This window comes from Pseudomonas sp. KH_017 (assembly GCF_057840285.1).
This window is the reverse complement of the sequence record NZ_CM174509.1, coordinates 5,343,125-5,365,659: the sequence shown is the minus strand read 5'-3', so window position 1 is coordinate 5,365,659 and position 22,535 is coordinate 5,343,125. Positions and strand designations below refer to the sequence as shown.

Sequence of the window (22,535 nt, the reverse complement as noted above, 5' to 3'; positions counted from 1 at the left end):
CCGCAAAGGCTGATGCCTTGGCCCGTTGCACCACAGAATGCAAAAAAAGTAGGAGCTTTACATGTTCACCACGCGTCGTTTGATTATTCTCGCTACGGCTGTGGCCGTTTTGTCCGGTTGTGCCTCGCCTAACCCATACGGCGGTCAGGGCCAGGCTCAGGGCCAGACGGATAGCGGCTCCGAAGGCATGAGCAAGACCGCGAAATACGGTGGCCTCGGCGCTCTGGCCGGTGCGCTGGCCGGAGCTGCGATCAACCACGATAACCGTGGCAAGGGCGCACTGATCGGTGCTGCGGTGGTCGGTGCTTCCGCCGCCGGTTACGGCTACTACGCCGATCAGCAAGAGAAAAAGCTGCGCGCCAGCATGGCCAACACCGGTGTTGAAGTGCAGCGCCAGGGTGACCAGATCAAGCTGATCATGCCGGGCAACATCACGTTCGCTACCGATTCGGCGAACATTGCCCCAGGTTTCTATCAGCCGCTGAACAACCTGGCGGGCTCGCTGAAAGAGTTTAGCCAGAACCAGATCGAGATCGTCGGCTATACCGACAGCACCGGCAGCCGCCAGCACAACATGGACCTGTCCCAGCGTCGTGCCCAGAGCGTGGCAACCTACCTGACCTCGCAAGGTGTCAGCGGTGCCAACCTGAGTGCTCGCGGCGCCGGTCCGGATAGCCCGGTTGCCAGCAACGGCGACGTCAATGGTCGTGCGCAGAACCGCCGTGTAGAGGTCAACCTCAAGGCGATTCCGGGTCAGCAGTATGGTGCCCAGCAGCAAGGTCAGGTTCAGCAGTACCCTTGATCGTCTGATTGAACCCCAGGCGTAAAAAAGCCCGCACGATCCTCTACAGATCGGGCGGGCTTTTTTTGTCGTCAGTTCCGGCCCCTTCGCGAGCAAGCCCGCTCCCACAAGGGGCGATGTCGTACACAAAATCTGTATTCAAAGCATAACCCTGTGGGAGCGGGCTTGCCCGCGAAGGGGCCAGTGTGGGCACCGGAGATACAGGATCAGAAACAAAAAAGCCCCCGGACAAGTGATCGTCCGGGGGCTTTTTGCTAGGCGCGAAACCTGCTTACTTCTTCAGGCCATAATGCTCATCGAGCATGCCCGGCGAGTTCGGGGCTTTCGGTGCGTAGTCGCGCGGCGGCTCCTGATCGCGCGGTGGCGTCAGGCGTTCACGGGGTGCCTGCGCCGCATCGGCGTGCAGGGAGGCCAGCAGGCGTTGGCGAGTCTGTTCGTCCAGGGCCAGGCGGTTGGCGCCCTCGGCGAGATGGTCCTGCACTTCCTGATAGCTCTGAGTCAGTTTCTTGACCAGTGTCGCGGTGCTGTTGAAGTGGGTCACCACCTCGTTCTGATAACTGTCGAAACGTTCCTGAATATCGTCCAGCTGACGCTGCGTGCGGCTGGGCGCGGCGTTCGGTGCAACGCGAGCGATCAGGAACCCAATGGCGACACCCACAACCAGGGCAAGAGTCGGTAACAACCAAACTAAGAGCGAGTGTTCCACGAGTCCTTCCTCTATAAACGGCTTTGCTTTACGTTAACGGCTCGAACCTGCGCTGTATACCGCGATTCACTCGCAATAGACAGCCACAGACAATTTGCTAGACGAGTCGACCTGATCCGAGGTCACGGAGTTCCTTCCTTGCTTATGCGTGAAACCCCTGTAGTGATTGATGGCCCGGTGGGTCAACTGGAAGCACTGCTTCTGGAAAACAGCAGCCTGGACAACGAGCAGCCGCGTGGCCTCGCGCTCATCTGCCATCCGAACCCGGTGCAGGGCGGCACCATGCTCAACAAAGTGGTCTCGACCCTGCAGCGCACTGCGCGTGATGCCGGTTTGATCACTTTGCGCTTCAACTACCGTGGAGTCGGCGCCAGCGAAGGCGCCCACGACATGGGCACGGGTGAAGTCGATGATGCCCAGGCTGTGGCCGAGTGGTTCCGGGCCAGACACCCGCAATTGCCACTGACCCTGTTCGGTTTCTCCTTCGGCGGTTTTGTTGCAGCAAGTCTCGGCGGGCGCCTTGAGGCCAAGGGCGAGCAAATCAAGCACCTGTTCATGGTCGCGCCGGCGGTCATGCGCCTGGGCGATCAGGATCAACTGCCACAACAGGGCGAACTCACCCTGATCCAACCGGAAACCGACGAAGTGATCGATCCACAAGTCGTTTACCAATGGTCCGACAAGCTTGAACGCCCCCATGAGCTGCTGAAAGTGGCAGAATGCGGACACTTTTTTCATGGCAAGCTGACCGATCTCAAGGATCTGATCCTGCCGCGTCTCTCGAATTGATTGCAGTCTGACAAGCGATTACCCATGACGACTCGTACCCGTATCCTCACCGGCATCACCACCACCGGCACGCCGCACCTGGGCAACTACGCTGGCGCCATCCGCCCGGCGATCGTCGCCAGCCGTGACAGCAATGCCGATTCGTTCTACTTCCTGGCCGACTACCACGCCCTGATCAAGTGCGATGACCCGCTGCGCATCCAGCGCTCGCGTCTGGAAATCGCCGCGACCTGGCTGGCCGGTGGCCTGGATGTCGACCGCGTGACTTTCTACCGCCAGTCCGACATCCCGGAAGTTCCCGAATTGACCTGGCTGCTGACCTGCGTCGCCGCCAAGGGCCTGCTAAACCGCGCCCACGCCTACAAGGCCTCGGTGGACAAGAACGTCGAGACCGGTGAAGACCCGGACGCTGGCATCACCATGGGCCTGTACAGCTACCCGGTGCTGATGGCCGCGGACATCCTGATGTTCAATGCGCACAAGGTGCCGGTCGGTCGTGACCAGATCCAGCATGTGGAAATGGCGCGGGACATCGGCCAGCGCTTCAACCACCTGTTTGGCCAGGGCAAAGAGTTCTTCACCATGCCCGAGGCGTTGATCGAAGAGAGCGTCGCCACGTTGCCGGGCCTGGATGGCCGCAAGATGTCGAAGAGCTACGACAACACCATCCCGCTGTTCAGCAGCGCCAAAGAGATGAAGGACGCGATTTCGCGGATCGTCACCGATTCCCGCGCGCCGGGCGAAGCCAAGGATCCGGACAATTCGCATCTGTTCACCCTGTTCCAGGCGTTCGCCACCCCGGCGCAAGCCGACGAGTTCCGCAGCGAACTGTTGCAGGGCCTGGGTTGGGGCGAGGCGAAGAATCGTCTGTTCCAGTTGCTCGACAACGAATTGGGCGAATCCCGCGAGCGTTATAACCAGCTGATCGAGCGCCCGGCGGATCTGGAAGACATCCTGCAACACGGCGCGAAAAAGGCCCGTGCGGTAGCGACCCCCTTCCTCAACGAACTGCGTGAAGCGGTGGGCCTGCGCTCCTTCGTTGCCCAGACTCAAGTGGCGGCGACCACCAAGAAGAAAGCCGTGAAGGCTGCGCGTTTTGTCAGCTTCCGCGAAGACGACGGCAGTTTCCGCTTCCGTCTGCTGGCGGCCGATGGCGAACAACTGCTGCTGTCGCGCAACTTCGCCGACGGTAAAACCGCGGGGCAAGTGAGCAAGCAGCTGCAAGCGGGCCAGGATCTGGACGTGCGCAGTGAAGACCTGGGCTTCAGCGTCTGGCTGGAAGGCCAGTGCGTTGCCGACAGCCCGGTCTTCGCCGACAGTGCCGCACGCGACGTGGCTATCGAAGCCTTGCGCATCGCCCTGACGCCGGTTCAGGAATAAACAACGGTTCGGTCCGACCAAGGGCCGATTGCCATTCCTCGGGGCCGTCGCTACAGTGTCGGCCCGTTTTTGTTGCCTTGCTAACGAATTATGACGCCCCTAGAACGATATCAAGCTGATCTGAAACGCCCGGAATTCTTCCATGACGCCGCCCAGGAAACTGCCGTGCGTCATTTGCAGCGCCTGTACGACGACCTGGTCGCGGCCAAGCAAAACAAGCCGGGCCTGCTGGGCAAGTTGTTTGGCAAGAAGGATCAGACCCCGGTCAAGGGCCTGTATTTCTGGGGCGGCGTAGGTCGCGGCAAGACTTACCTGGTGGACACCTTCTTCGAAGCGCTGCCCTTCAAGGAAAAGACACGTACGCACTTCCACCGCTTCATGAAGCGCGTGCACGAAGAGATGAAAACCCTGGGTGGCGAGAAAAACCCGCTGACCATCATCGCCAAGCGTTTCGCCACCGAAGCCCGGGTCATCTGCTTCGATGAATTCTTCGTTTCCGACATCACCGACGCCATGATCCTTGGCACCCTGATGGAAGAACTGTTCAAGAACGGCGTGACCCTGGTCGCGACGTCGAACATCGTGCCGGACGGCCTGTACAAGGACGGCCTGCAACGCGCGCGCTTCCTGCCGGCCATCGCGCTGATCAAGCAGAATACCGAGATCGTCAACGTCGACAGCGGCGTCGACTATCGTCTGCGTCACCTCGAACAAGCCGAACTGTTCCACTACCCACTCGACGAAGCCGCCAACGAAAGCCTGCGCAAGAGCTTCCGTGCGCTGACACCGGAATGCACGGCGGCGGTCGAAAATGACGTGCTGATGATCGAAAACCGTGAAATTCGTGCCCTGCGCACCTGCGATGACGTGGCCTGGTTCAACTTCCGCGAACTTTGCGACGGCCCGCGCAGCCAGAACGACTACATCGAACTGGGCAAGATCTTCCACGCCGTGCTGCTCAGCGATGTCGAGCAGATGAGCGTCACCACCGACGACATCGCCCGACGCTTCATTAACATGGTCGACGAGTTCTACGACCGTAACGTGAAGCTGATCATCTCCGCCGAAGTCGAGCTTAAAGACCTGTACACAGGTGGCCGCCTGAACTTCGAGTTCCAGCGTACCCTCAGCCGACTGCTGGAAATGCAATCCCACGAATTCCTGGCCCGGGCGCACAAGCCTTAGGACGATTCTGGAAATAAAAAAGGCCTGCGATTGCAGGCCTTTTTTGTCAGCGCAAATCCTCCGCTCACAGGTTTGTACATTGTTTTGAAGTCAAATGTCCTCGTTGAGATACTGCGCAAGCTCGTGCTGCCGTTGGCAACCAAGCAGCAGCCAAAGCAGAATTCTGGCTTTTCGCGGACATAGAAAACCCGCCATCGATGCCCCCTTGCGGATCAAGTCCATTTCACCACCGCCAAATCCGTAAGAGGCACGTGCGGTGGAGCCGGAGCCGGTTCGGGTCGCAATGATCACGGGGATTCGTTCGGCAATATGCTCAATCATTGTCGCCCAGCGCTGCGAGATGTGGCCGGCGCCGAAACCGCCGATCACCAGCCCGTCGTAATCGAGTGCGAGAATATTTTCCAGTAGCAGGGTGTCGGCCGAAAGTGAGGCCTCAAGCAGCGCAACCTTTTGTGTGGTCTGTTGCGGCAACGGTAACACCGTGCGCGGCCCCGGCGGGCGCAGGTAGCGAACACGGTCTTCCAACAAAAGGCCCGCGGGCCCCACGACCGGAGAGGAAAACGCCTGCAATGCCAGCGAATCGGTTTTGCGTACGCTGCACGCTTGATGAATCTGTCCGTTCATCACGACCTGGACACCGCGCTGCCGGCTGTTCTGCGCCAAGGCAACGCGACATGCATCCAGCAGATTGGCCGGTCCATCGGCACCTGGCTGCGCTGCGGAACGCATGGCACCGGTCAGCACCAAGGGGGTGTCATAGGGCCACAGGTAATCCAAAAACACCGCGGCTTCTTCGAGGGTGTCGGTGCCCTGGGTTATCACGACCCCAGCGGCGCCCTGTTTGACCTGAAACTCAGCCCAGGACAATACCTTCAGCAAAAACTCGAAATCCAGGGAGGCACTGGGCAGTAGGCCGAGGGTCTCGATGGTGACTCCGGCCAGTGTCGTCAGTTCCGGTATGGAAGTCAGCAGGGCTTCGCCGCTGACGGTCGGGATGACGCCTTCACCGGCATTGCTCGCTTGCATGCTTACCGTGCCGCCAAGTGCCGCGATGGACAGTTTGGGCAGGTCCATGGGATACCTCGCTTGTTTGTAATGAAAAGTGGCTGTATCCGCTTTTGAGGCCGCGATACAGCCGAATGGCTGGGGCATTAATCAGCGATCAAGAAACCGATCAGCGGCACGATCAGCAGTGTGCTGATGGCCATCGACAGTACATTGGCGATGTAGGCGTGCATGTCGGCCGGTAATTTCCTGGCAATCACACAGGCCAGCGGTGGTGCGAGTAATGCCCCCAGCAGTGCACTTGAGACGATAATCTGCCAGCTGCCGCCATAGGCCAGGATCGCCGCGGGCACCACTGAAACCAGCGGGATGTAAGTGGGATACCAGCCGCGCAACATCCATTGTTGACGCCAGATCAGCACGCCGATGGCCGAGGCCAATGCCTGCGCGCCGATGATGTGCAGCAACAGGCCCGATCCGTACGCGGGGCTTGAAGGGTTCAAGCTGTACGCCAGCAATGCACCCAGTATCAGGCCAAGGCTGGCCAGCTCATTGCCGAAGAACGGTGCTTCGGAAAAATCCGCCAGAATCCGGCGCAGGCTCCAGATGACGCCATAGTCGGGCGCCTTGGCGGGAGCGATCGAGGCGGGTGGTGTTTCCGACGACCGGGATTTCACCAGATTTGGCCAATAGCGGCAGAACAGAAACGCCAGGACGCTGGCAACCGCCATGCCCAGTACATTGCCAATCACCGCAGGCAAGGCCAGCGGTTGGCACACGTAGTTGACGATCAGCAGGCACATCGGTGTGACGAGTACGGCGCCCATGAGTGCGCCGTTGATCGTGACTTTCCAGCCTCCGCCAAACATCAGCACCATCGCCGCTGGCAGCGAGACAAATGCTACGAACGTGGGTTGCCAGGTTGTGGCTGTCACCGTCCAGCCCCACAGCAGATTGCTCAGTAGCAGCCCGAGCAACGAACTGGTGACCAGCCAGGGCCAAAGTCCCGTTCCATAGGAGATGGCAAACCCTTGCCAGGATTTCCCCGTTCGATTCGCCCAGTAAGCCAGATAAGCACCCGCCAGCAGGCCGATCGAGGCGAACTCGTGCTTGTAGAAAGCCACCTCGCTGATGTCACCTAACACCCAACGCAACCAGGCACTCGGTTCGGGTAGCAGCGATACCATGTCGCCGTACCCGGGCCAATGCGCTCCCCAGAAAGTCCGGTTGCTGAAAGAAAGCCAGACGATCAGCAGTGTCGCGCCGATCATTAGCAGGACGACGGCTGTGTCAATCGGTGATTTGCGCGATGGTTGGTTTTTGTCGGTTGTAACTTCCATGCGATAGGCCTCCTGATCAACGTGGGAGGCAAGGGTGTTGGGTGTAGCCGAGCATCTGATCGTAAAGATCGGCTCGGCGATCGCGATGCAGATCGTTCAGGTTGTTCCAGATGGGCGCACTGCGGGAGCTGGTCAGGTCGACATCGGCAAACAGGATTTCCTGTCTGTCTGCCGAAGCCACGGCGCCAATCGGCCAGCCGTTGGTTCCGGCAATCAACGAGCAACCCAGGTAGCGCGCGCCGCGCTCCTCGCCGATTCGGCTGGCGGCAGCGATAAACACGTTGTTGACGTGAGCGGCGGTCATCGTCAGATACGACGCCATGCACTTACCGGCATCGTCGAACAGCGGCGGCGGTGTCCAGACCCAGTTGTTCAGGCTGCAAATGATGTCTGCGCCTTGCTGGGCGAGGATCCGTGGCACCTCCGGGAACCAGATGTCCCAGCAGATCAACAGCCCGATGCGGCCGATCGGTGTGTCGAAAACCGGGAAACCCAGGTCGCCGGGGGTGAACCAGAGCTTCTCCAGATTCCACAAATGGGCTTTGCGGTACTTGCCGATAAAACCGTCTGGTCCCACCAGAACGCCGGTGTTGAAGAGTCGCATGCCGTCGCGTTCGGCCAGACCGGCCACGAGGTAAACGTTGTGTTCGCGGGCGAAGTCGATCCAGCACTGCACGCTTGGCCCGTCGGGAACCGCTTCTGCGTGGGCGAAGGCATCCTGTCGATTACTGAAGAAATAGCCGGTATTGGAAAGCTCGGGCAGAACGATGAGATTCGCACCTCCATTTACCGCTTCAAGCGCCAATTCCAGGCTGCGACGCAGATTACCTACACATTTCTCGATGCCGACTTGTGGATCGAATTGCACGACTGCTACACGAACAGGGCTTGTTGGTTCAGTCATTCCGTCGTTCCTCTTTTTATTGTTTTTCAAGCTGTTAAATGGCGTGTGTATAAGAGGGGAATCAGGAATGGGGTGTAAGTCAGCTACTTCCGTTTAGGTCGTAGTCCTTGTCCGAAAATGGATCAGAGTGATGTTTGATGGCAGTGGGTAGCCGGCGCGAGAGGTAGAGCCATGTATTGCGTGCATGGCTCTGGAACGGGGACGTGATCAGATTTTGAGTTGGTAGTGCGGGTAGTCGCTCAAGGAAAATCCGCCATTGAAGGTCGCGGCGGTTTTGTTGCAGATATGAATCACTGCATCGACAGCACCGCGAAAACATGGCTCCGTCCAACCGGCATCGACGGAAAATGACCCGCCGGACAAATACAAGCCTGATACATGAGCAAAGTCCCGGTTGTACTTCATCAGGCCGACGGCATCGTAGTAGGTGCCCGGTCGGTAAAGCTTGGCACAGCCCAGAGCATTTTTATCAGTGATCCAACGCTGAACCACCGCTTGATCAATGCCGATGTAGGGAGAGATTTTTTCCTGGACGTTGGCAGAGTTCATGAGTATGCGATCCAGCTCTTCGGCGCATTTTGATACCAGCTCCTTATCGCTGAATGAGGCGAGCTTGGTTGCGTCATCTTCCCAGGTATAACTCAGCAGGATGCAGTCATAGCTGTAATTGTCGTTGTAGCGGTAGGTATATACATCGTGGATAAAACTGTCGGTTACGATGGCTTGCGGGATGTTTTTGTTTTTCGAGAGAAATGATTTTTTCAGCGGTGCAAACACTTTGCAGCTAGTTTCCCAGTGTGCGGTTTTGTAGGCGTTAATCGTCTCGAAAGGCAGCATCTCCCGGGTGAAATTTTCGAGCTTGATTCGAGTTTCAATCAGCCAGGAGGGTAGTGTCATAATGACCGAGTCAAAGTCATCAAATTGCTCCTGGATTTGCTCGGGTTGACTGTGTTTCCAGTTGTAATGGACGCGTATTTTTTGATTGGTCAGCTTTTCCAGTTTTGTGACGGATGAGTCGGTGAGAAGCCCATTGCTTCTTTCGAGGCAATGTTCGTAGATGGACTTTCCGGTTTCATCGGTTTTCACAAACAGCAGGCATTCATCCAAAGCGGCGAGGCCGATGTAGCGGGGCTTGTCGAAACTCTGTCCCATTGAGTCAAAAACGGCTTCGCTATTCAGGTAGGGCGAATCCAGCGGATCGCCGTTTGAGTCCACTCGACCATGGATCAGTTGCAACTGGCTGCTGAAACCGAAAATCGCGGTACGCAGAGGGTAGAGGCAGCAGACGTCGTAAAAAGCTCCCCAGCTACCGTCACCTATACCTATCGCGTAAAAAATTGCGGACTCTTGCGCAGACATTCCCATTCCGCCGAAATCCCCGGGTGAGCGGCCATCCCAAGCGTCCAGTGCTGGCATGCTGACCAGGTCGCGGAACGAGACACTCTCGTATTTTTCAACGATAGAAGCCCATATGGCTTCCCATTCCTGGCTCGCATAGAGCTCAGCAACGTGGCGGGTCATGCGATCGGCAAAGGCTTTCCACTTGGAATAAACCTTTTGCAATTCATCGCCTGGAGGCGGTGTGACGCCGTCTTCATTTTTCCATATCAACATTTGCGGCGCCGATCCGCCGCCCATGCTGCCCTCCCGGAGATAGATGCCTGTCGAGTTAACCCATTGGCTACCGGGGTTGGCGAAGTCTGAAAACGCCAATTCAAATTGATTGGCGTAGTAAGCCATCAGCGACCGACCTTCTGTCGGTGGCTCATCCGCCCGGTTGAAGAAGGGCATGCGCATGGCGCCCATTTCAAACGGTGTATGGCTTGTTGCCGAGTTTCGGCTACCGGGAACGGTCAGGTGCCTGCCGCCGATGCGTCTGGATTGTTCGATGAGAGTGATATGGGTAAAGCCGCAGCGATAGAGTTCTCTGGCGGCGGTCAGGCCTGTGACGCCGGCGCCGATGATGCAGATTTTATGTTGCGGGTCAGTTGCCCTGGCGATGCCGTTTTCCTGTTCTACCAGTGCACGATAGTCAAAGCACAAATCCGGCGGATTGGGAAAGCGAGCCGCCCATTTGTTTTTAGCCGAGCGCTTTGTTCGGGCGGCCTCCTTGGCGATGTATGAAGGGTAGTTGTAGCTTGATCCGATAGTCATGGTTGATCTTCCCTGATGGTGTTTGCAGGGAAGATGTTGAAGTTTTTTAAGGGGCTGCGTCTGTGGGCGGGGTTGGGTTCTCTGGCGCTCTGTATTCTGTTTTTTGCGTAGGAAAATGCACAGCGAAAGAACTGCGTGGCCGGCGCAAGATTCTATGTGGGAGCAAGCAGGCTCACTCCCACATGGGATTTGCTTGAGGCCTGAGGCCTACGCAGCCTGCTGAAATTGCTGCCGATACTGGTTCGGCGACAACTCCGTGTGCTGACGGAACAGTCGGGCGAAGAAGCTCGCATCGTCATAGCCAACTTCATAGCTGATGGTCTTGATGCTCTTGCGGCTGCCGGACAGCAAGCCCTTGGCGGTTTCGATGCGCAGGCGTTGCAGGTAATGCAGTGGTTTGTCACCGGTGGCGGTCTGGAAGCGGCGCATGAAGTTGCGGATGCTCATGCCGTGTTCGCGGGCGACGTCTTCGAAGCGGAACTTGTCGGCGAAGTGATCTTCGAGCCAGTGCTGGATCTGCAGGATGATCACGTCCTGGTGCAGCTTCTGGCCACCAAAACCGATACGTCCTGGCGAGTAGCTGCGCTGCACCTCATACAGAATGTCCCGCGCTACGGCCTGGGACACATTGGCACCGCAGAAGCGCTCGATCAGGTAAATGTACAAATCGCACGCCGAGGTAGTGCCGCCGGCACAGTACAGGTTGTCGGCGTCGGTCAGGTGCTTGTCCTGATTGAGTTGAACCTGGGGGAAGCGTTCGGCGAAGGCATTGAAGAAGCGCCAATAAGTGGTCGCTTCCTTGCCATTGAGCAACCCGGCTTCGGCCAGCCAGAAAACACCGGTGGCCTCGCCGCACAGTACGGCGCCGCGCGCATGTTGCTGGCGCAGCCAGGGCAGGACTTGCGGGTAACGCTTGCAGAGGCTGTCGAAATCGTCCCAGAACGCGGGAAGAACGATGATGTCGGCGTTTTCCAGCCCGCCATCCACCGGAATCATCACATCGCTGAAGGTGTTGACCGGTTTGCCATCGGGGCTGACCAGACGGGTTTCGAACGCCGGTGTCAGGCCCTGGCCCAGCTGTTTGCCGTAGCGCAGGCTGGCGAGGTGGAAGAAATCCTTGGCTTGCATGAGGGTGGAAGCGAAAACCCGGTCGATGGCCAGGATGCTGACGCGCCGCAGGGGCGTGGAGGCTTGGTTAGACATAATTCAACTTTATTTTTATAGGGGGAAGTGGTCACCAGACGGCTGGATCGTCTTATTTTTTGTCGGATGTGTCCAGTGTCCTGTATCGGAAGCGAGGCATAGTCTCTGAAGGTCAACTCCTTCTAAAAACAAAGAAAAGGTGCCGCATGATCCCCAGAACCCTGTTCAGTTCCGAGCACGAGCTTTTTCGCGACAGCGTGCGGACGTTCCTCGAAAAAGAGGCGGTGCCGTTCCATGGGCAATGGGAAAAACAAGGCTATATCGACCGCAAACTGTGGAACAAGGCGGGGGAGGCGGGGATGCTGTGTTCGCACCTGCCGGAAGAGTACGGCGGCCTGGGGGCGGACTTTCTCTACAGTGCGGTGGTGATCGAAGAAGTGGGGCGGCTTGGCCTGACCGGCATCGGTTTTTCCCTGCACTCGGACATCGTGGCGCCGTACATCCTGCATTACGGCAGTGAAGCTCTGAAGCAGAAGTACCTGCCGAAACTGGTGTCCGGCGAGATGGTTACCGCGATCGCCATGACTGAGCCGGGCGCCGGTTCCGATCTGCAAGGGGTGAAAACCACGGCCGTGCTCGATGGCGATGAGTACGTGATCAACGGCTCCAAGACCTTTATCACCAATGGCTACCTGGCCGATCTGGTGATCGTCGTCGCCAAGACCGATCCGAAGGCTGGTGCGAAGGGCACCAGTCTGTTTCTGGTGGAAGCCAATACGCCGGGGTTCGACAAGGGCAAGCGCCTGGAGAAGGTCGGGATGAAAGCCCAGGACACCTCGGAGCTGTTCTTCCAGGACGTGCGTGTGCCCAAGGAAAACCTGCTGGGCCAGGCCGGGATGGGCTTTGCCTACCTGATGCAGGAATTGCCCCAGGAGCGCCTCACGGTGGCCATTGGCGGGCTGGCTTCAGCCGAAGCGGCGCTGCAATGGACGCTGGACTACACCCGCGAGCGCAAGGCGTTCGGCAAGTCGATCGCGGATTTCCAGAATACCCGGTTCAAGCTGGCGGAGATGGCCACGGAAATCCAGATCGGCCGGGTCTTCGTCGACCGTTGCCTGGAACTGCACCTGCAAGGCAAGCTCGACGTGCCGACGGCGGCGATGGCCAAGTACTGGGGCACCGACCTGCAATGCAAGGTGCTCGACGAGTGTGTGCAGTTGCACGGTGGCTACGGGTTCATGTGGGAGTACCCGATTGCGCGGGCATGGGCGGATGCGCGGGTGCAGCGGATCTATGCCGGCACCAATGAAATCATGAAGGAAATCATCGCCAGATCATTGTAGGAGCGAGCTCGCTCGCGATGGTCGTCAACGATAACGTTGAAAACCTGACACCCAACGGGGTGCTCAGGTTTTTCGCGAGCAAGCTCGCTCCTACAAGTGGGGGTTACGGCGCCGGATTCGGATGATCCTTTTGAATCGCCTCGATCCCTTCCAGTACTTCTTCAGACAATTTCAGATCAAAACTGGCGATGTTGCTCTCCAGTTGCTCCATCGTCGTCGCGCCAATGATGTTGCTGGTCACGAATGGCTGCTGCGTCACGAACGCCAGGGCCATTTGCGCCGGGTCCAGGCCGTGCTCGCGAGCCAGGGCCACGTAACGGCTGCAGGCAGCTTCCGACTGCGGGTTGAAATAGCGGCTGAAGCGGCTGTAGAGGCTCAGGCGACCTTTTGGCGGGCGGGCGCCACCTTCGTACTTGCCCGACAGGAAGCCGAACGCCAGCGGCGAGTAGGCGAGCAGGCCGCATTGCTCGCGGATGGCGATTTCCGCCAGGCCGACTTCAAAGCTGCGGTTGAGCAGGTTGTACGGGTTCTGGATCGACACGGCGCGCGGCCAGCCTCGGGCTTCGGCCAGGGCCAGGAAGCGCATGGTGCCCCACGGGGTCTCGTTGGACAGGCCAATGTGGCGGATCTTGCCGGCGCGGACCTGCTCGTCCAGCGCTTCGAGGGTGTCTTCCAGTGGGGTCAGGTTGGCTTCGATCTTGTGCTTGTAGCCCAGTTGCCCGAAGAAGTTGGTGCTGCGCTCCGGCCAGTGCAGTTGGTACAGGTCGATGTAATCGGTCTGCAGGCGCTGGAGGCTGGCGTCCACTGCTTCGCTGATGTGCTGGCGGTTGTGGCGCAGGTTTTTATCGCGGATGTAGTCGATGGTGTTGCCGGGGCCGGCGATCTTGCTGGCCAGGATCCAGTCGGTGCGGTCACCGCGGCTTTTGAAGTAATTACCGATGTAGCGTTCGGTGGTGGCGTAGGTTTCGGCCTTGGGTGGCACCGGGTACATCTCGGCGGTGTCGATGAAGTTGATCCCGGCACGCTTGGTCCGCTCAATCTGGGCGAAGGCGTCTGCCTCGCTGTTTTGCTCGCCCCAGGTCATGGTTCCGAGGCAGAGGGCACTCACGTTCAGATTGGTTCGGCCTAGCTGGCGATAGTCCATCGGGTGCTCCTTGGGCAAAACAATCATAAAAGCAGGTTGAATTATTTTTCGCAATCTGCATAATTGCGCACCTCTTTCTGCAGTGGAAGTGATGCGCCGCCGCCGAAGAATCTTGCCGTTGAACGGACGCGCCGACCCGAGCCCCCGAAAGCGTCTGTATCCGGCTGCCTTTGACTTGTCAAAGTACGCACTATTCAGTAAGATCCGCCGTCTAATTTACAGGGCGGCCCCTGAGGCTATAAAGAATGAAAACTTTTACTGCTAAACCAGAAACAGTAAAGCGCGACTGGTTTGTCGTCGACGCTGCTGGTCAGACCCTGGGTCGTCTGGCCACCGAAATCGCGAGCCGTCTGCGTGGCAAGCACAAGCCTGAGTACACTCCTCACGTTGACACCGGCGACTACATCGTCGTAATCAACGCTGAGCAGATCCGTGTTACCGGTGCTAAAACCACTGACAAAATGTACTACTCCCACTCCGGTTTCCCGGGCGGCATCAAGTCGATCAACTTTGAAAAGCTGATCGCCAAGGCCCCTGAGCGCGTGATCGAGACCGCGGTTAAAGGCATGCTGCCTAAAAACCCACTGGGTCGCGACATGTACCGTAAGCTGAAAGTCTATGCGGGCGCTGCACACCCACATACTGCTCAGCAGCCCCAAGAACTGAAGTTTTAACGGAATAGTACATTATGTCGGCGACTCAAAATTACGGCACTGGCCGTCGCAAGACCGCAACCGCACGCGTTTTCCTGCGTCCGGGTACTGGTAACATCTCCATCAACAACCGTTCGCTGGATAACTTCTTCGGCCGCGAAACTGCCCGCATGGTAGTTCGTCAGCCGCTGGAGCTGACTGAGACTGTCGAGAAGTTCGACATCTACGTCACCGTGATCGGTGGTGGTGTGAGTGGTCAGGCTGGCGCAATCCGCCACGGCATCACTCGTGCTCTGATGGACTACGACGAGACTCTGCGCAGCGCCCTGCGTAAAGCCGGCTTCGTAACCCGCGATGCTCGTGAAGTTGAACGTAAGAAAGTCGGTCTGCGTAAAGCGCGTAAGCGTCCGCAGTACTCGAAGCGTTAATTCGCTTTCACGTTCAAAAAAGAACGCCCAGTTCCTCACGGAGCTGGGCGTTTTTTTGTGTCTGCGATTTATCAAAGAATTGCGCTGTGACAACTTGCCACATCCGCAGACGCCCTATACTACAAGGCTTGGGGGTGAGGGGCTCGGGTAATTACCTTGTCAGAATTGGGGCTTTTCATTACCATTCGGCAAAATTTTTATAAGTACATAGTTTTACTTAGTAGATGCCTGATTTAACAGGCCACAAAGCTGATGGGAGAGGACTGAATGAGCAATGACGGCGTGAATGCAGGCCGGCGTCGCTTCTTGGTAGCAGCCACATCCGTGGTGGGTGCTGCAGGAGCGGTGGGGGCTGCGGTCCCGTTCGTGGGGTCATGGTTTCCCAGTGCCAAGGCGAAAGCCGCAGGTGCACCGGTGAAAGTGAATGTCAGCAAAATCGAGCCAGGCCAGCAGATGATTGCTGAGTGGCGCGGCCAGCCGGTGTTCATCGTCCGCCGTACACAGGAAATCCTGGGGAATCTGAAGAAGATCGAGGGCCAGCTCGCTGACCCGACCTCCAAGAACTCGACACAACCGACTTACGTTGATCCGGAAACCCGTTCGATCAAGCCTGAGGTCCTGCTGCTGATCGGTATCTGCACGCACCTGGGTTGCTCGCCGACCTTCCGTCCCGAAGTGGCACCTGCGGATCTGGGTAAAGACTGGGTAGGCGGCTATTTCTGCCCTTGCCACGGTTCCCACTACGATCTGGCTGGTCGCGTCTACAAGTCGCAGCCTGCGCCTTTGAACCTGCCAGTTCCCCCGCATTCCTATGAGACCGATGAAATTATTATCATTGGCGTCGATACGGAGAAAGCGTGATGAGCAAGTTCATGGATTGGGTTGATGCGCGCTTTCCCGCCACCAAGATGTGGGAAGACCATCTCAGCAAGTATTACGCTCCGAAGAACTTCAACTTCTTCTACTTCTTTGGCTCCCTGGCATTGCTCGTTCTGGTCAACCAGATCGTTACCGGTGTCTGGCTGACCATGAGCTACAACCCGTCGGCGGAAGAAGCGTTCGCTTCCGTCGAATACATCATGCGTGACGTCGAGTACGGCTCGATCCTGCGTCTGCTGCACTCCACCGGCGCTTCGGCGTTCTTCATCGTGGTCTATCTGCACATGTTCCGTGGCCTGCTCTACGGTTCGTACCAGAAGCCGCGTGAGCTGGTGTGGGTCTTCGGCATGCTGATCTACCTGGCGCTGATGGCCGAAGCCTTCATGGGTTACCTGCTGCCGTGGGGCCAGATGTCGTACTGGGGGGCCCAGGTGATCATCTCGCTGTTCGGTGCGATCCCGGTCATCGGTAACGACCTGACCCAGTGGATTCGTGGTGACTACCTGATTTCCGGTATTACCCTGAACCGCTTCTTCGCCCTGCACGTGGTTGCCCTGCCGATCGTTATCCTGGGTCTGGTGGTGTTGCACATCCTGGCGTTGCACGAAGTCGGTTCGAACAACCCGGACGGCGTGGACATCAAGAAACACAAGGACGAAAACGGCATACCGCTGGACGGCATTGCCTTCCACCCGTACTACACCGTGAAAGATATCGTCGGCGTGGTGGTGTTCCTGTTCATCTTCTGCTCGATCGTGTTCTTCTTCCCGGAAATGGGCGGCTACTTCCTCGAAAAGCCGAACTTTGAAGTGGCGAACGCCTTCAAGACCCCAGAGCACATCGCTCCGGTCTGGTACTTCACCCCGTTCTACGCCATCTTGCGTGCGATTCCGGACAAGCTCCTGGGTGTGATCGCCATGGGCGCGGCCATTGCTGTGCTGTTCGTCCTGCCGTGGCTGGACCGTAGCCCGGTCAAGTCGATGCGCTACAAGGGCTGGCTGAGCAAGATCTGGCTCTGGGTGTTCTGCATCTCGTTCGTGATCCTGGGTGTGCTGGGCGTATTGGCCCCAACCCCTGAGCGTACGTTGCTGTCGCAGGTATGTACCTTCCTGTACTTCGCCTACTTCATTCTGATGCCGTTCTACACCAGGCTCGAGAAGACCAAACCGGTTCCGGAAAGGGTGACTGGCTGATGAAAAAACTATTTGCTGTATTGATGCTTGCTGCGCTGCCGGTGTTTGCTTTCGCAGCCGAACACGGTGGCCCCGAGCTGGAAAAAGTCGACATCGACGTTTCCGATAAAGCAGCCATGCAGGACGGCGCACGTACGTTCGCCAACTACTGCATGGGTTGCCACAGTGCCAAGTTCCAACGCTATGAGCGTGTTGCCGACGACCTGGGCATTCCCCATGAGTTGATGCTGGAGAAGCTGATGTTCACGGGTGCCAAGATCGGCGACCACATGAGCATCGGCATGCAGCCAGCGGACGCCAAGGCCTGGTTTGGCGCAGCGCCGCCGGACCTGACCCTGGTTGCCCGTGTACGCGGCACCGACTGGCTCTACGGTTACCTGAAGTCGTTCTACGAAGATCCTTCGCGCCCATGGGGCGTGAACAACAAGGTCTTCCCGAACGTGGGTATGCCTAACGTCCTGGCCGGCCTGCAAGGTCGCCAGGTGGTTGGTTGCAAACAGGTTCAGTTCGTCGAAGACGGCAAGAAGCAATTTGATCCGTTGACTGGCACGCCATTGACTCATGAAGCGTGCGATCAACTGACCATCGTGCCGAAAAGCGGTGCTCTGACTGAAGAGCAGTTCGATGAGAAGGTCAAGAATCTGGTAACCTTCCTGGCTTACTCGGCTAACCCGGTTAAGCTGCAACATCAGCGCATCGGTACGTACGTATTGTTGTACCTGGCGTTCTTCTTCGTCTTCGCTTACCTGCTCAAGCGCGAATACTGGAAAGACGTGCACTGATAAAGCTTCAAGCTATTGCTGTTAATCGCGCGCGCCCAAGGGCGCCTCTGAAGATGTAGCGAAACTGGTGATCCAGTCGTTACGGGAGGCGCCCTCTGGGCGCGCTCGTTTTTGAGCTTTCGATAATTTCTACAAGCGAGGAGGATCGCCATGGGCGTGACCAATCGGTTGGCCTGTTACTCCGACCCCGCCGACCACTATTCCCACCGAGTGCGCATCGTACTGGCAGAGAAGGGTGTCAGCGCCGAGATCATTTACGTGGAGGCTGGTCGCCAGCCACCTAAACTGATTGAAGTGAACCCTTACGGCAGCTTGCCCACCCTGGTCGATCGCGACCTGGCGTTGTGGGAGTCGACTGTGGTGATGGAATATCTGGATGAGCGTTACCCGCACCCGCCGCTACTGCCGGTTTATCCTGTGGCGCGTGCCAACAGTCGTCTGCTGATTCATCGTATTCAGCGTGACTGGTGTGGTCTGGTGGATCTGATCCTGGATTCACGGACTAAGGAAGCAGCCCGCGTTGTCGCTCGCAAAGAGTTGCGCGAAAGCCTGACGGGTGTGTCGCCGTTGTTCGCCGACAAGCCATTTTTCCTCAGTGAGGAACAAAGTCTGGTGGATTGCTGCCTATTGCCAATACTCTGGCGATTGCCGATTTTGGGTATAGAACTGCCGCGGCCTGCCAAGCCGCTGCTTGATTACATGGAGCGCTCGTTTGCGCGTGAGGCTTTCCAGGCAAGTCTGTCTGGTGTCGAACGCGATATGCGCTAAGGCTTAAGGAGCCGCTATGAACTCCAGTCGACCTTATCTGGTCCGCGCGCTCTATGAGTGGATTGTGGACAACGATTGCACCCCGCACATGCTGGTCAATTCCGAGTATCCGTCGGTCCAGGTGCCTCAGGGTTTTGCCAGTGACGGACAGATTGTCCTGAACGTGTCGCCACAGGCTGTACGTCACTTGCACATGGATAACGAGGCGGTCAGTTTCGAAGGGCGCTTTGGTGGCGTACCGCACACCTTGTACGTGCCCATTGCTTCGATCCTGGGTATCTACGCCCGGGAGAATGGCCAGGGCATGGTGTTTGATCTGGAGTCGCCGATGGGCGAGGACGACGAGATCGAACCGGATGACGATCTTCCGCCACCCGACAGCGAGCCACCGCGTCCAAGCGGTCGCCCCAGTCTGAAAGTGGTGAAGTAATAAAAAAGGCGATCCAGATGGATCGCCTTTTTTATTGCGTGGGATTGCAGGTCAGTCGATGTACTCGAACAACTTCACAATCTTCTGTACGCCGGAAACGCCTTGTACCAGGTTGGTCGCCTGCGCAGCTTCCTGCTTGGTCAGCAGGCCCAGCAAGTAGACGATGCCGTTTTCAGTGACAACCTTGATGCGCGAACCAGGGATGTTCGCATCGGCGAGCATCTGGGTCTTGATCTTGGTGGTCAGCCAGGTGTCGTTCTGGCGTGCCAGCAACGAGGAGGGTGGCAGGACTTGCAGTTCGTTGTGCACCTGTTTCACGCGCTGGACAGCGGCGGCGGCCTGTTCGGCCTTGGCCTTGAGGTCTGCGCGTGGCGTTTGCCCGGCGAGCAGCACGACACCGTTGAAGCTGGTGACGACGATGTGCGAATCCTTATCCAGGGCCGGGTCGGCCTTGGCGATGTTCACGCCGACCTTGGTGTCGATCAGGGAATCGTCGATCTTGCTGCCCAGTGTGCGAGTGCCACGGTCATCTTCAATCGGTGCTTCACGGCTGGCAGTCACCACAGAGGTGCAGCCGCTGATGCCGAGGCACAGGGTCAAGGCCAGTAGGCCAAGGCGATTAGGGGTCATTCTTCACTCCCGAACAATTGGCTGTCGATCAAGTCGCAAAGGCAGTGGATCGCCAGCAGGTGGACTTCTTGAATACGAGCGGTGACGTTGGCCGGTACGCGAATCTCGACGTCCTCGGGTAACAGCAGCGATGCCATGCCGCCGCCATCACGTCCCGTCAATGCTACGACAATCATTTCGCGATCATGTGCGGCCTGGATCGCTTGAATTATGTTGGCCGAGTTGCCGCTGGTGGAGATGGCCAGCAACACATCGCCCGGTTGGCCGAGTGCACGGATCTGCTTGGAGAAGATTTCGTTGTAGCTGTAGTCGTTGGCGATCGAGGTGATCGTCGAGCTGTCGGTCGTCAGGGCGATGGCCGGCAGGCTCGGGCGCTCGCGCTCAAAGCGATTGAGCAGCTCGGACGAGAAGTGCTGGGCATCGCCGGCAGAGCCACCGTTGCCGCAGGAAAGCATTTTGCCTTCGTTGAGCAGGGCGTTGACCATGACCTGGCTGGCTTGCTCGATGTGCGGTGCAAGTACTTCCATCGCCTGTTGCTTGGTATCGATACTGGCCTGAAAAAGCTGGCGAATTCGCGATTGCATGTCCATCTGTGTGACCTTAAGTAGCGCGGCTGTTCGGCACGTGAATGTGCAGCCCGCAAAGCAAAGAGCAAAAGTGTTGGGTGATAGTGTCCGGTTCGCAAAGCCGGCGATCAGCCGTCGAAGGCATTCTGTAGCCAGTTCAATTGATCGAGGTTGCTGTCGATGGCAATCACGTCGAAGCGGCAAGGGGAATTGGCCCAGCGCGGCTCGCGCTGAAGAAAATATTGCGCGGCGAAAATCAGTTTTTGCCGTTTGCGCTCATCGATGCTATCGAGCGCGCTACCCCATTGAGTGTTTTTTCTGTAGCGGACTTCAACGAATACTACTGTATCGCCATCTAGCATGACCAGATCAAGCTCGCCGCGTTTACACAACCAGTTCTGCGCCAGCAGGCGCAGACCCTGTTGTTGAAGATGCTCGAGCGCATGGCGCTCGGCATCCTTGCCGCTTTGCTGGCGTGACCTGTCGGGCATCAGCGAGCGGTGTCCGGCAGGCGCTGAACCTGGCCATTGGCGAACTCGGCCCATGGCAACTGGCGCACGACGCGCTGGCTCTGAGACATGCCAAGGCTGCCCGACTCACCGTCGATGCGGCTGTCCGGCAGGGACTTGAGCTGGCCCAGGCGTGGCGCCAGTCGATAGGCGTCCACACCCATGGCATACAGGCGCCCCAGGCTGCCGGCGGCTTGTGGCCACTGGGCGGTGACCTGGCGGCGCAGTGGATCATTGGCGTCCAGCAACCATGGCGTCTCGCAGAAGCGAATGCCATTCATGTCGTTGTACTGGTTGACGTCACCGCTGGCGCTGAACACGTGGGAGGTGGCGTAGACCGGAACATCGCCTGCGTACTGGAAGTTCAGGGTCGGTTTGATCTGCTGGGCCTGTTGCGGTGTTGCGGCGAGGAAAATGAACTCGATGTCCTGGCGGCGCGATGGCTGGGCAGCCACTTGCGAACCAACGGTGCTTTGCAGGCTCTTGGCGCGACCTTCGCTCTGGCGCAGCTGGAACATGTCGGCAATCTGCTGGGCCAGCTGGACCGGCTGGTCGACGCGTTCAGTGGCGACGATGGTGCCGCCATTGGCTTGCCAATCCTGGCTGAATGCCTTGAGCACGCGGTCGCCCCATTCACCTTTCGGCACCATGATGGCTGCGCGATGCAGGCCGTCGGCGCGAGCGCGGCGCGACACTTCGCGGGCTTCGTCTTCAGCGGCAAGACCGAACTGGAACAACTGCGCCGGGCCTTGATCGCCCTCGCTGTAATTCAGTGCCAGGGTGGTGATCGGCAATTGCGGACGAGTGCTCAGCTGTTTGACCAGCGGCTTCTCCAGCGGTCCGACGACCAGTTGCACGCCATCGGCCTGGGCCTTGCGGTAGAACTCGTCCATGGAGGTCAGGCGCGAGCTGTCATAGAATTCGATGGCGGGTGGCTTCTGCCCGGCCTGTTGGGCCTGGTAGTGAGCGGCCATGAAGCCGTCGCGCAGCGCTTTACCGACCGAGGCCAGTTGGCCTTCCTGAGGCAGTAGCAGGGCGATCTTGTTCAGGGGCTGGCTGGCCAGCTCCTTGAGTTGGGTCAGTGGCTGCGGCAATTGAACGGCTGCCGGGTGCTTCGGATTCTGCGCGCGCCAGTTGTCGATGGCGGCCTGTTGCTGCTCCAGGGTGCCGGCGGATTTAACGGCCAGTGCCAGGGCCATCCAGCCGCCGAGATCGTCGGTGGCACTTGGCTGCAACTGATTGGTCGGCAGCGAAGCGATCAGGGTCCAGATGGCTTCATGGTTTTTGCTCGCGGCTTCACCTTCGAGCATCGGGGCGATGAAAATGCGCTGGCGAGCGGCGGCGAGGGTCTGGCCATCGGCTTCAAGTGCGCGGGCGTGAACGGTGCCGGTGCGGACCTGTTGCTCGTCGGGCAGTTCGCTCAAGTATTGCAGGCTTGGGTGGCTCAAGGCAGCCAGCGCGGCCTTGGGCTGATTGCGGGTCATGGCCAGTTCAGCCGCCAGGGTGTTGGCGAAAACCTGTGGGCCCGGCTTGAGCTGTTCGACAGGAACCTGTTGCAGGATTTGCGCGGACTGGCCGGCATTGCCCTGGCGATAAGCCAGGTCGGCAGCGCTCAAGCGCAGCAGGGCGGCATCTTCCGGTGATTTGCTTTGGGAGGCCTTCTCAAGCAGTTGCTCGATACTGGCGTCCGGTGTCCGTGGAAGCTCGCCAAGGCTGGAGGAGGGCGAGCTGGCGCAAGCCGCCAGCAAGGCAGCGAGGCAGAGGGCAGATAACAGCCGCAGGCAAGCGATCATGTAAGCGTT

General features: G+C 58.3%; 23 protein-coding genes. 12 read left to right on the top strand and 11 right to left on the bottom strand.

From position 1 onward, the window contains the following. Window positions 1-61 precede the first annotated feature (61 nt). Window positions 62-802, top strand: a complete 741-nt coding sequence (locus tag AC3IT6_RS24350; RefSeq protein ID WP_223442462.1) for a YiaD family glycine zipper/OmpA-like lipoprotein — start codon at window positions 62-64, stop codon at window positions 800-802. Window positions 803-1,073: 271 nt separating this feature from the next. On the opposite strand, the gene AC3IT6_RS24345 is transcribed toward AC3IT6_RS24350, so the two are convergent. Continuing rightward, window positions 1,074-1,508, bottom strand: coding sequence for a Z-ring associated ZapG family protein (locus tag AC3IT6_RS24345; protein WP_008045970.1), 435 nt, complete (start codon window positions 1,506-1,508; stop codon window positions 1,074-1,076). Between the two features lie 144 nt (window positions 1,509-1,652). Here AC3IT6_RS24345 and AC3IT6_RS24340 point away from each other — a divergent pair, with 144 nt between their 5' ends. The 3 genes from AC3IT6_RS24340 to zapE all read left to right on the top strand — a co-directional run bounded on the left by AC3IT6_RS24340 (window position 1,653) and on the right by zapE (window position 4,862). Further along, window positions 1,653-2,297, top strand: coding sequence for an alpha/beta hydrolase (locus AC3IT6_RS24340; RefSeq protein ID WP_489353337.1), 645 nt, complete (start codon window positions 1,653-1,655; stop codon window positions 2,295-2,297). 24 nt (window positions 2,298-2,321) lie between these two features. Further along, on the top strand, window positions 2,322-3,677 hold the full coding sequence (locus tag AC3IT6_RS24335; protein WP_489353334.1) for a tryptophan--tRNA ligase: 1,356 nt from the start codon (window positions 2,322-2,324) through the stop codon (window positions 3,675-3,677). A 90-nt stretch (window positions 3,678-3,767) separates the two neighbouring features. Next, on the top strand, window positions 3,768-4,862 hold the full coding sequence (zapE, locus tag AC3IT6_RS24330; protein WP_489353332.1) for a cell division protein ZapE: 1,095 nt from the start codon (window positions 3,768-3,770) through the stop codon (window positions 4,860-4,862). 90 nt (window positions 4,863-4,952) lie between these two features. Here the strand turns inward: zapE and AC3IT6_RS24325 are convergent, their stop codons facing one another. The 5 genes from AC3IT6_RS24325 to AC3IT6_RS24305 form a co-directional block, all read right to left on the bottom strand. Further along, window positions 4,953-5,936 (bottom strand): asparaginase, encoded by a 984-nt coding sequence (locus tag AC3IT6_RS24325; RefSeq protein ID WP_489353330.1) that lies wholly within the window; start codon window positions 5,934-5,936, stop codon window positions 4,953-4,955. A gap of 77 nt (window positions 5,937-6,013) precedes the next feature. Continuing rightward, window positions 6,014-7,207, bottom strand: coding sequence for a hypothetical protein (locus tag AC3IT6_RS24320; protein ID WP_489353328.1), 1,194 nt, complete (start codon window positions 7,205-7,207; stop codon window positions 6,014-6,016). 16 nt (window positions 7,208-7,223) lie between these two features. Continuing rightward, window positions 7,224-8,111 (bottom strand): nitrilase family protein, encoded by an 888-nt coding sequence (locus AC3IT6_RS24315; protein ID WP_218426738.1) that lies wholly within the window; start codon window positions 8,109-8,111, stop codon window positions 7,224-7,226. A gap of 207 nt (window positions 8,112-8,318) precedes the next feature. After that, the gene (locus AC3IT6_RS24310; protein WP_489353326.1) at window positions 8,319-10,265 is read right to left on the bottom strand and encodes a flavin monoamine oxidase family protein; all 1,947 of its coding nucleotides are present in this window, start codon (window positions 10,263-10,265) and stop codon (window positions 8,319-8,321) included. Between the two features lie 207 nt (window positions 10,266-10,472). Beyond that, the gene (locus AC3IT6_RS24305) at window positions 10,473-11,393 is read right to left on the bottom strand and encodes a GlxA family transcriptional regulator (protein ID WP_177336483.1); all 921 of its coding nucleotides are present in this window, start codon (window positions 11,391-11,393) and stop codon (window positions 10,473-10,475) included. Between the two features lie 221 nt (window positions 11,394-11,614). Here AC3IT6_RS24305 and AC3IT6_RS24300 point away from each other — a divergent pair, with 221 nt between their 5' ends. After that, window positions 11,615-12,751: an acyl-CoA dehydrogenase family protein gene (locus tag AC3IT6_RS24300; protein ID WP_489326035.1), complete on the top strand. Its 1,137-nt coding sequence runs from the start codon at window positions 11,615-11,617 to the stop codon at window positions 12,749-12,751. Between the two features lie 103 nt (window positions 12,752-12,854). On the opposite strand, the gene AC3IT6_RS24295 is transcribed toward AC3IT6_RS24300, so the two are convergent. Beyond that, window positions 12,855-13,895, bottom strand: a complete 1,041-nt coding sequence (locus AC3IT6_RS24295; protein ID WP_489353324.1) for an NADP(H)-dependent aldo-keto reductase — start codon at window positions 13,893-13,895, stop codon at window positions 12,855-12,857. Between the two features lie 245 nt (window positions 13,896-14,140). Between AC3IT6_RS24295 and rplM the strand changes: the two genes are divergently transcribed. The 7 genes from rplM (at window position 14,141) to AC3IT6_RS24260 (ending at window position 19,028) form a co-directional block, all read left to right on the top strand. Then, entirely contained in the window at window positions 14,141-14,569 is a 429-nt protein-coding gene (rplM, locus tag AC3IT6_RS24290; RefSeq protein WP_007917032.1) for a 50S ribosomal protein L13, read from the top strand. A 14-nt stretch (window positions 14,570-14,583) separates the two neighbouring features. Beyond that, the gene (gene rpsI / locus AC3IT6_RS24285; protein ID WP_003228056.1) at window positions 14,584-14,976 is read left to right on the top strand and encodes a 30S ribosomal protein S9; all 393 of its coding nucleotides are present in this window, start codon (window positions 14,584-14,586) and stop codon (window positions 14,974-14,976) included. Between the two features lie 267 nt (window positions 14,977-15,243). Next, window positions 15,244-15,837 (top strand): ubiquinol-cytochrome c reductase iron-sulfur subunit, encoded by a 594-nt coding sequence (gene petA / locus AC3IT6_RS24280; protein WP_046041913.1) that lies wholly within the window; start codon window positions 15,244-15,246, stop codon window positions 15,835-15,837. Continuing rightward, window positions 15,837-17,048, top strand: coding sequence for a cytochrome b (locus AC3IT6_RS24275; protein ID WP_008045954.1), 1,212 nt, complete (start codon window positions 15,837-15,839; stop codon window positions 17,046-17,048). Before petA ends, AC3IT6_RS24275 begins: the two co-directional genes overlap by 1 nt. Beyond that, the gene (locus AC3IT6_RS24270) at window positions 17,048-17,830 is read left to right on the top strand and encodes a cytochrome c1 (RefSeq protein WP_489353322.1); all 783 of its coding nucleotides are present in this window, start codon (window positions 17,048-17,050) and stop codon (window positions 17,828-17,830) included. Before AC3IT6_RS24275 ends, AC3IT6_RS24270 begins: the two co-directional genes overlap by 1 nt. Before the next feature lie 150 nt (window positions 17,831-17,980). Beyond that, on the top strand, window positions 17,981-18,598 hold the full coding sequence (locus tag AC3IT6_RS24265; RefSeq protein WP_007905304.1) for a glutathione S-transferase N-terminal domain-containing protein: 618 nt from the start codon (window positions 17,981-17,983) through the stop codon (window positions 18,596-18,598). Window positions 18,599-18,614: 16 nt separating this feature from the next. Next, window positions 18,615-19,028 (top strand): ClpXP protease specificity-enhancing factor, encoded by a 414-nt coding sequence (locus tag AC3IT6_RS24260; protein WP_007998247.1) that lies wholly within the window; start codon window positions 18,615-18,617, stop codon window positions 19,026-19,028. Between the two features lie 51 nt (window positions 19,029-19,079). Here AC3IT6_RS24260 and AC3IT6_RS24255 read toward each other — a convergent pair whose 3' ends face one another. The 4 genes from AC3IT6_RS24255 to AC3IT6_RS24240 form a co-directional block, all read right to left on the bottom strand. Then, a complete protein-coding gene (locus AC3IT6_RS24255) occupies window positions 19,080-19,658 on the bottom strand; it encodes a BON domain-containing protein (protein WP_008045952.1) in 579 nt (192 codons plus the stop codon). Continuing rightward, entirely contained in the window at window positions 19,655-20,248 is a 594-nt protein-coding gene (locus AC3IT6_RS24250) for a phosphoheptose isomerase (protein ID WP_007972584.1), read from the bottom strand. The genes AC3IT6_RS24255 and AC3IT6_RS24250 overlap by 4 nt, the downstream gene beginning before the upstream one ends. Window positions 20,249-20,352: 104 nt before the next feature. Next, window positions 20,353-20,715: a YraN family protein gene (locus tag AC3IT6_RS24245; RefSeq protein WP_489356663.1), complete on the bottom strand. Its 363-nt coding sequence runs from the start codon at window positions 20,713-20,715 to the stop codon at window positions 20,353-20,355. After that, a complete protein-coding gene (locus AC3IT6_RS24240; RefSeq protein WP_150758990.1) occupies window positions 20,715-22,526 on the bottom strand; it encodes a penicillin-binding protein activator in 1,812 nt (603 codons plus the stop codon). The genes AC3IT6_RS24245 and AC3IT6_RS24240 overlap by 1 nt, the downstream gene beginning before the upstream one ends. Window positions 22,527-22,535 lie beyond the last annotated feature (9 nt).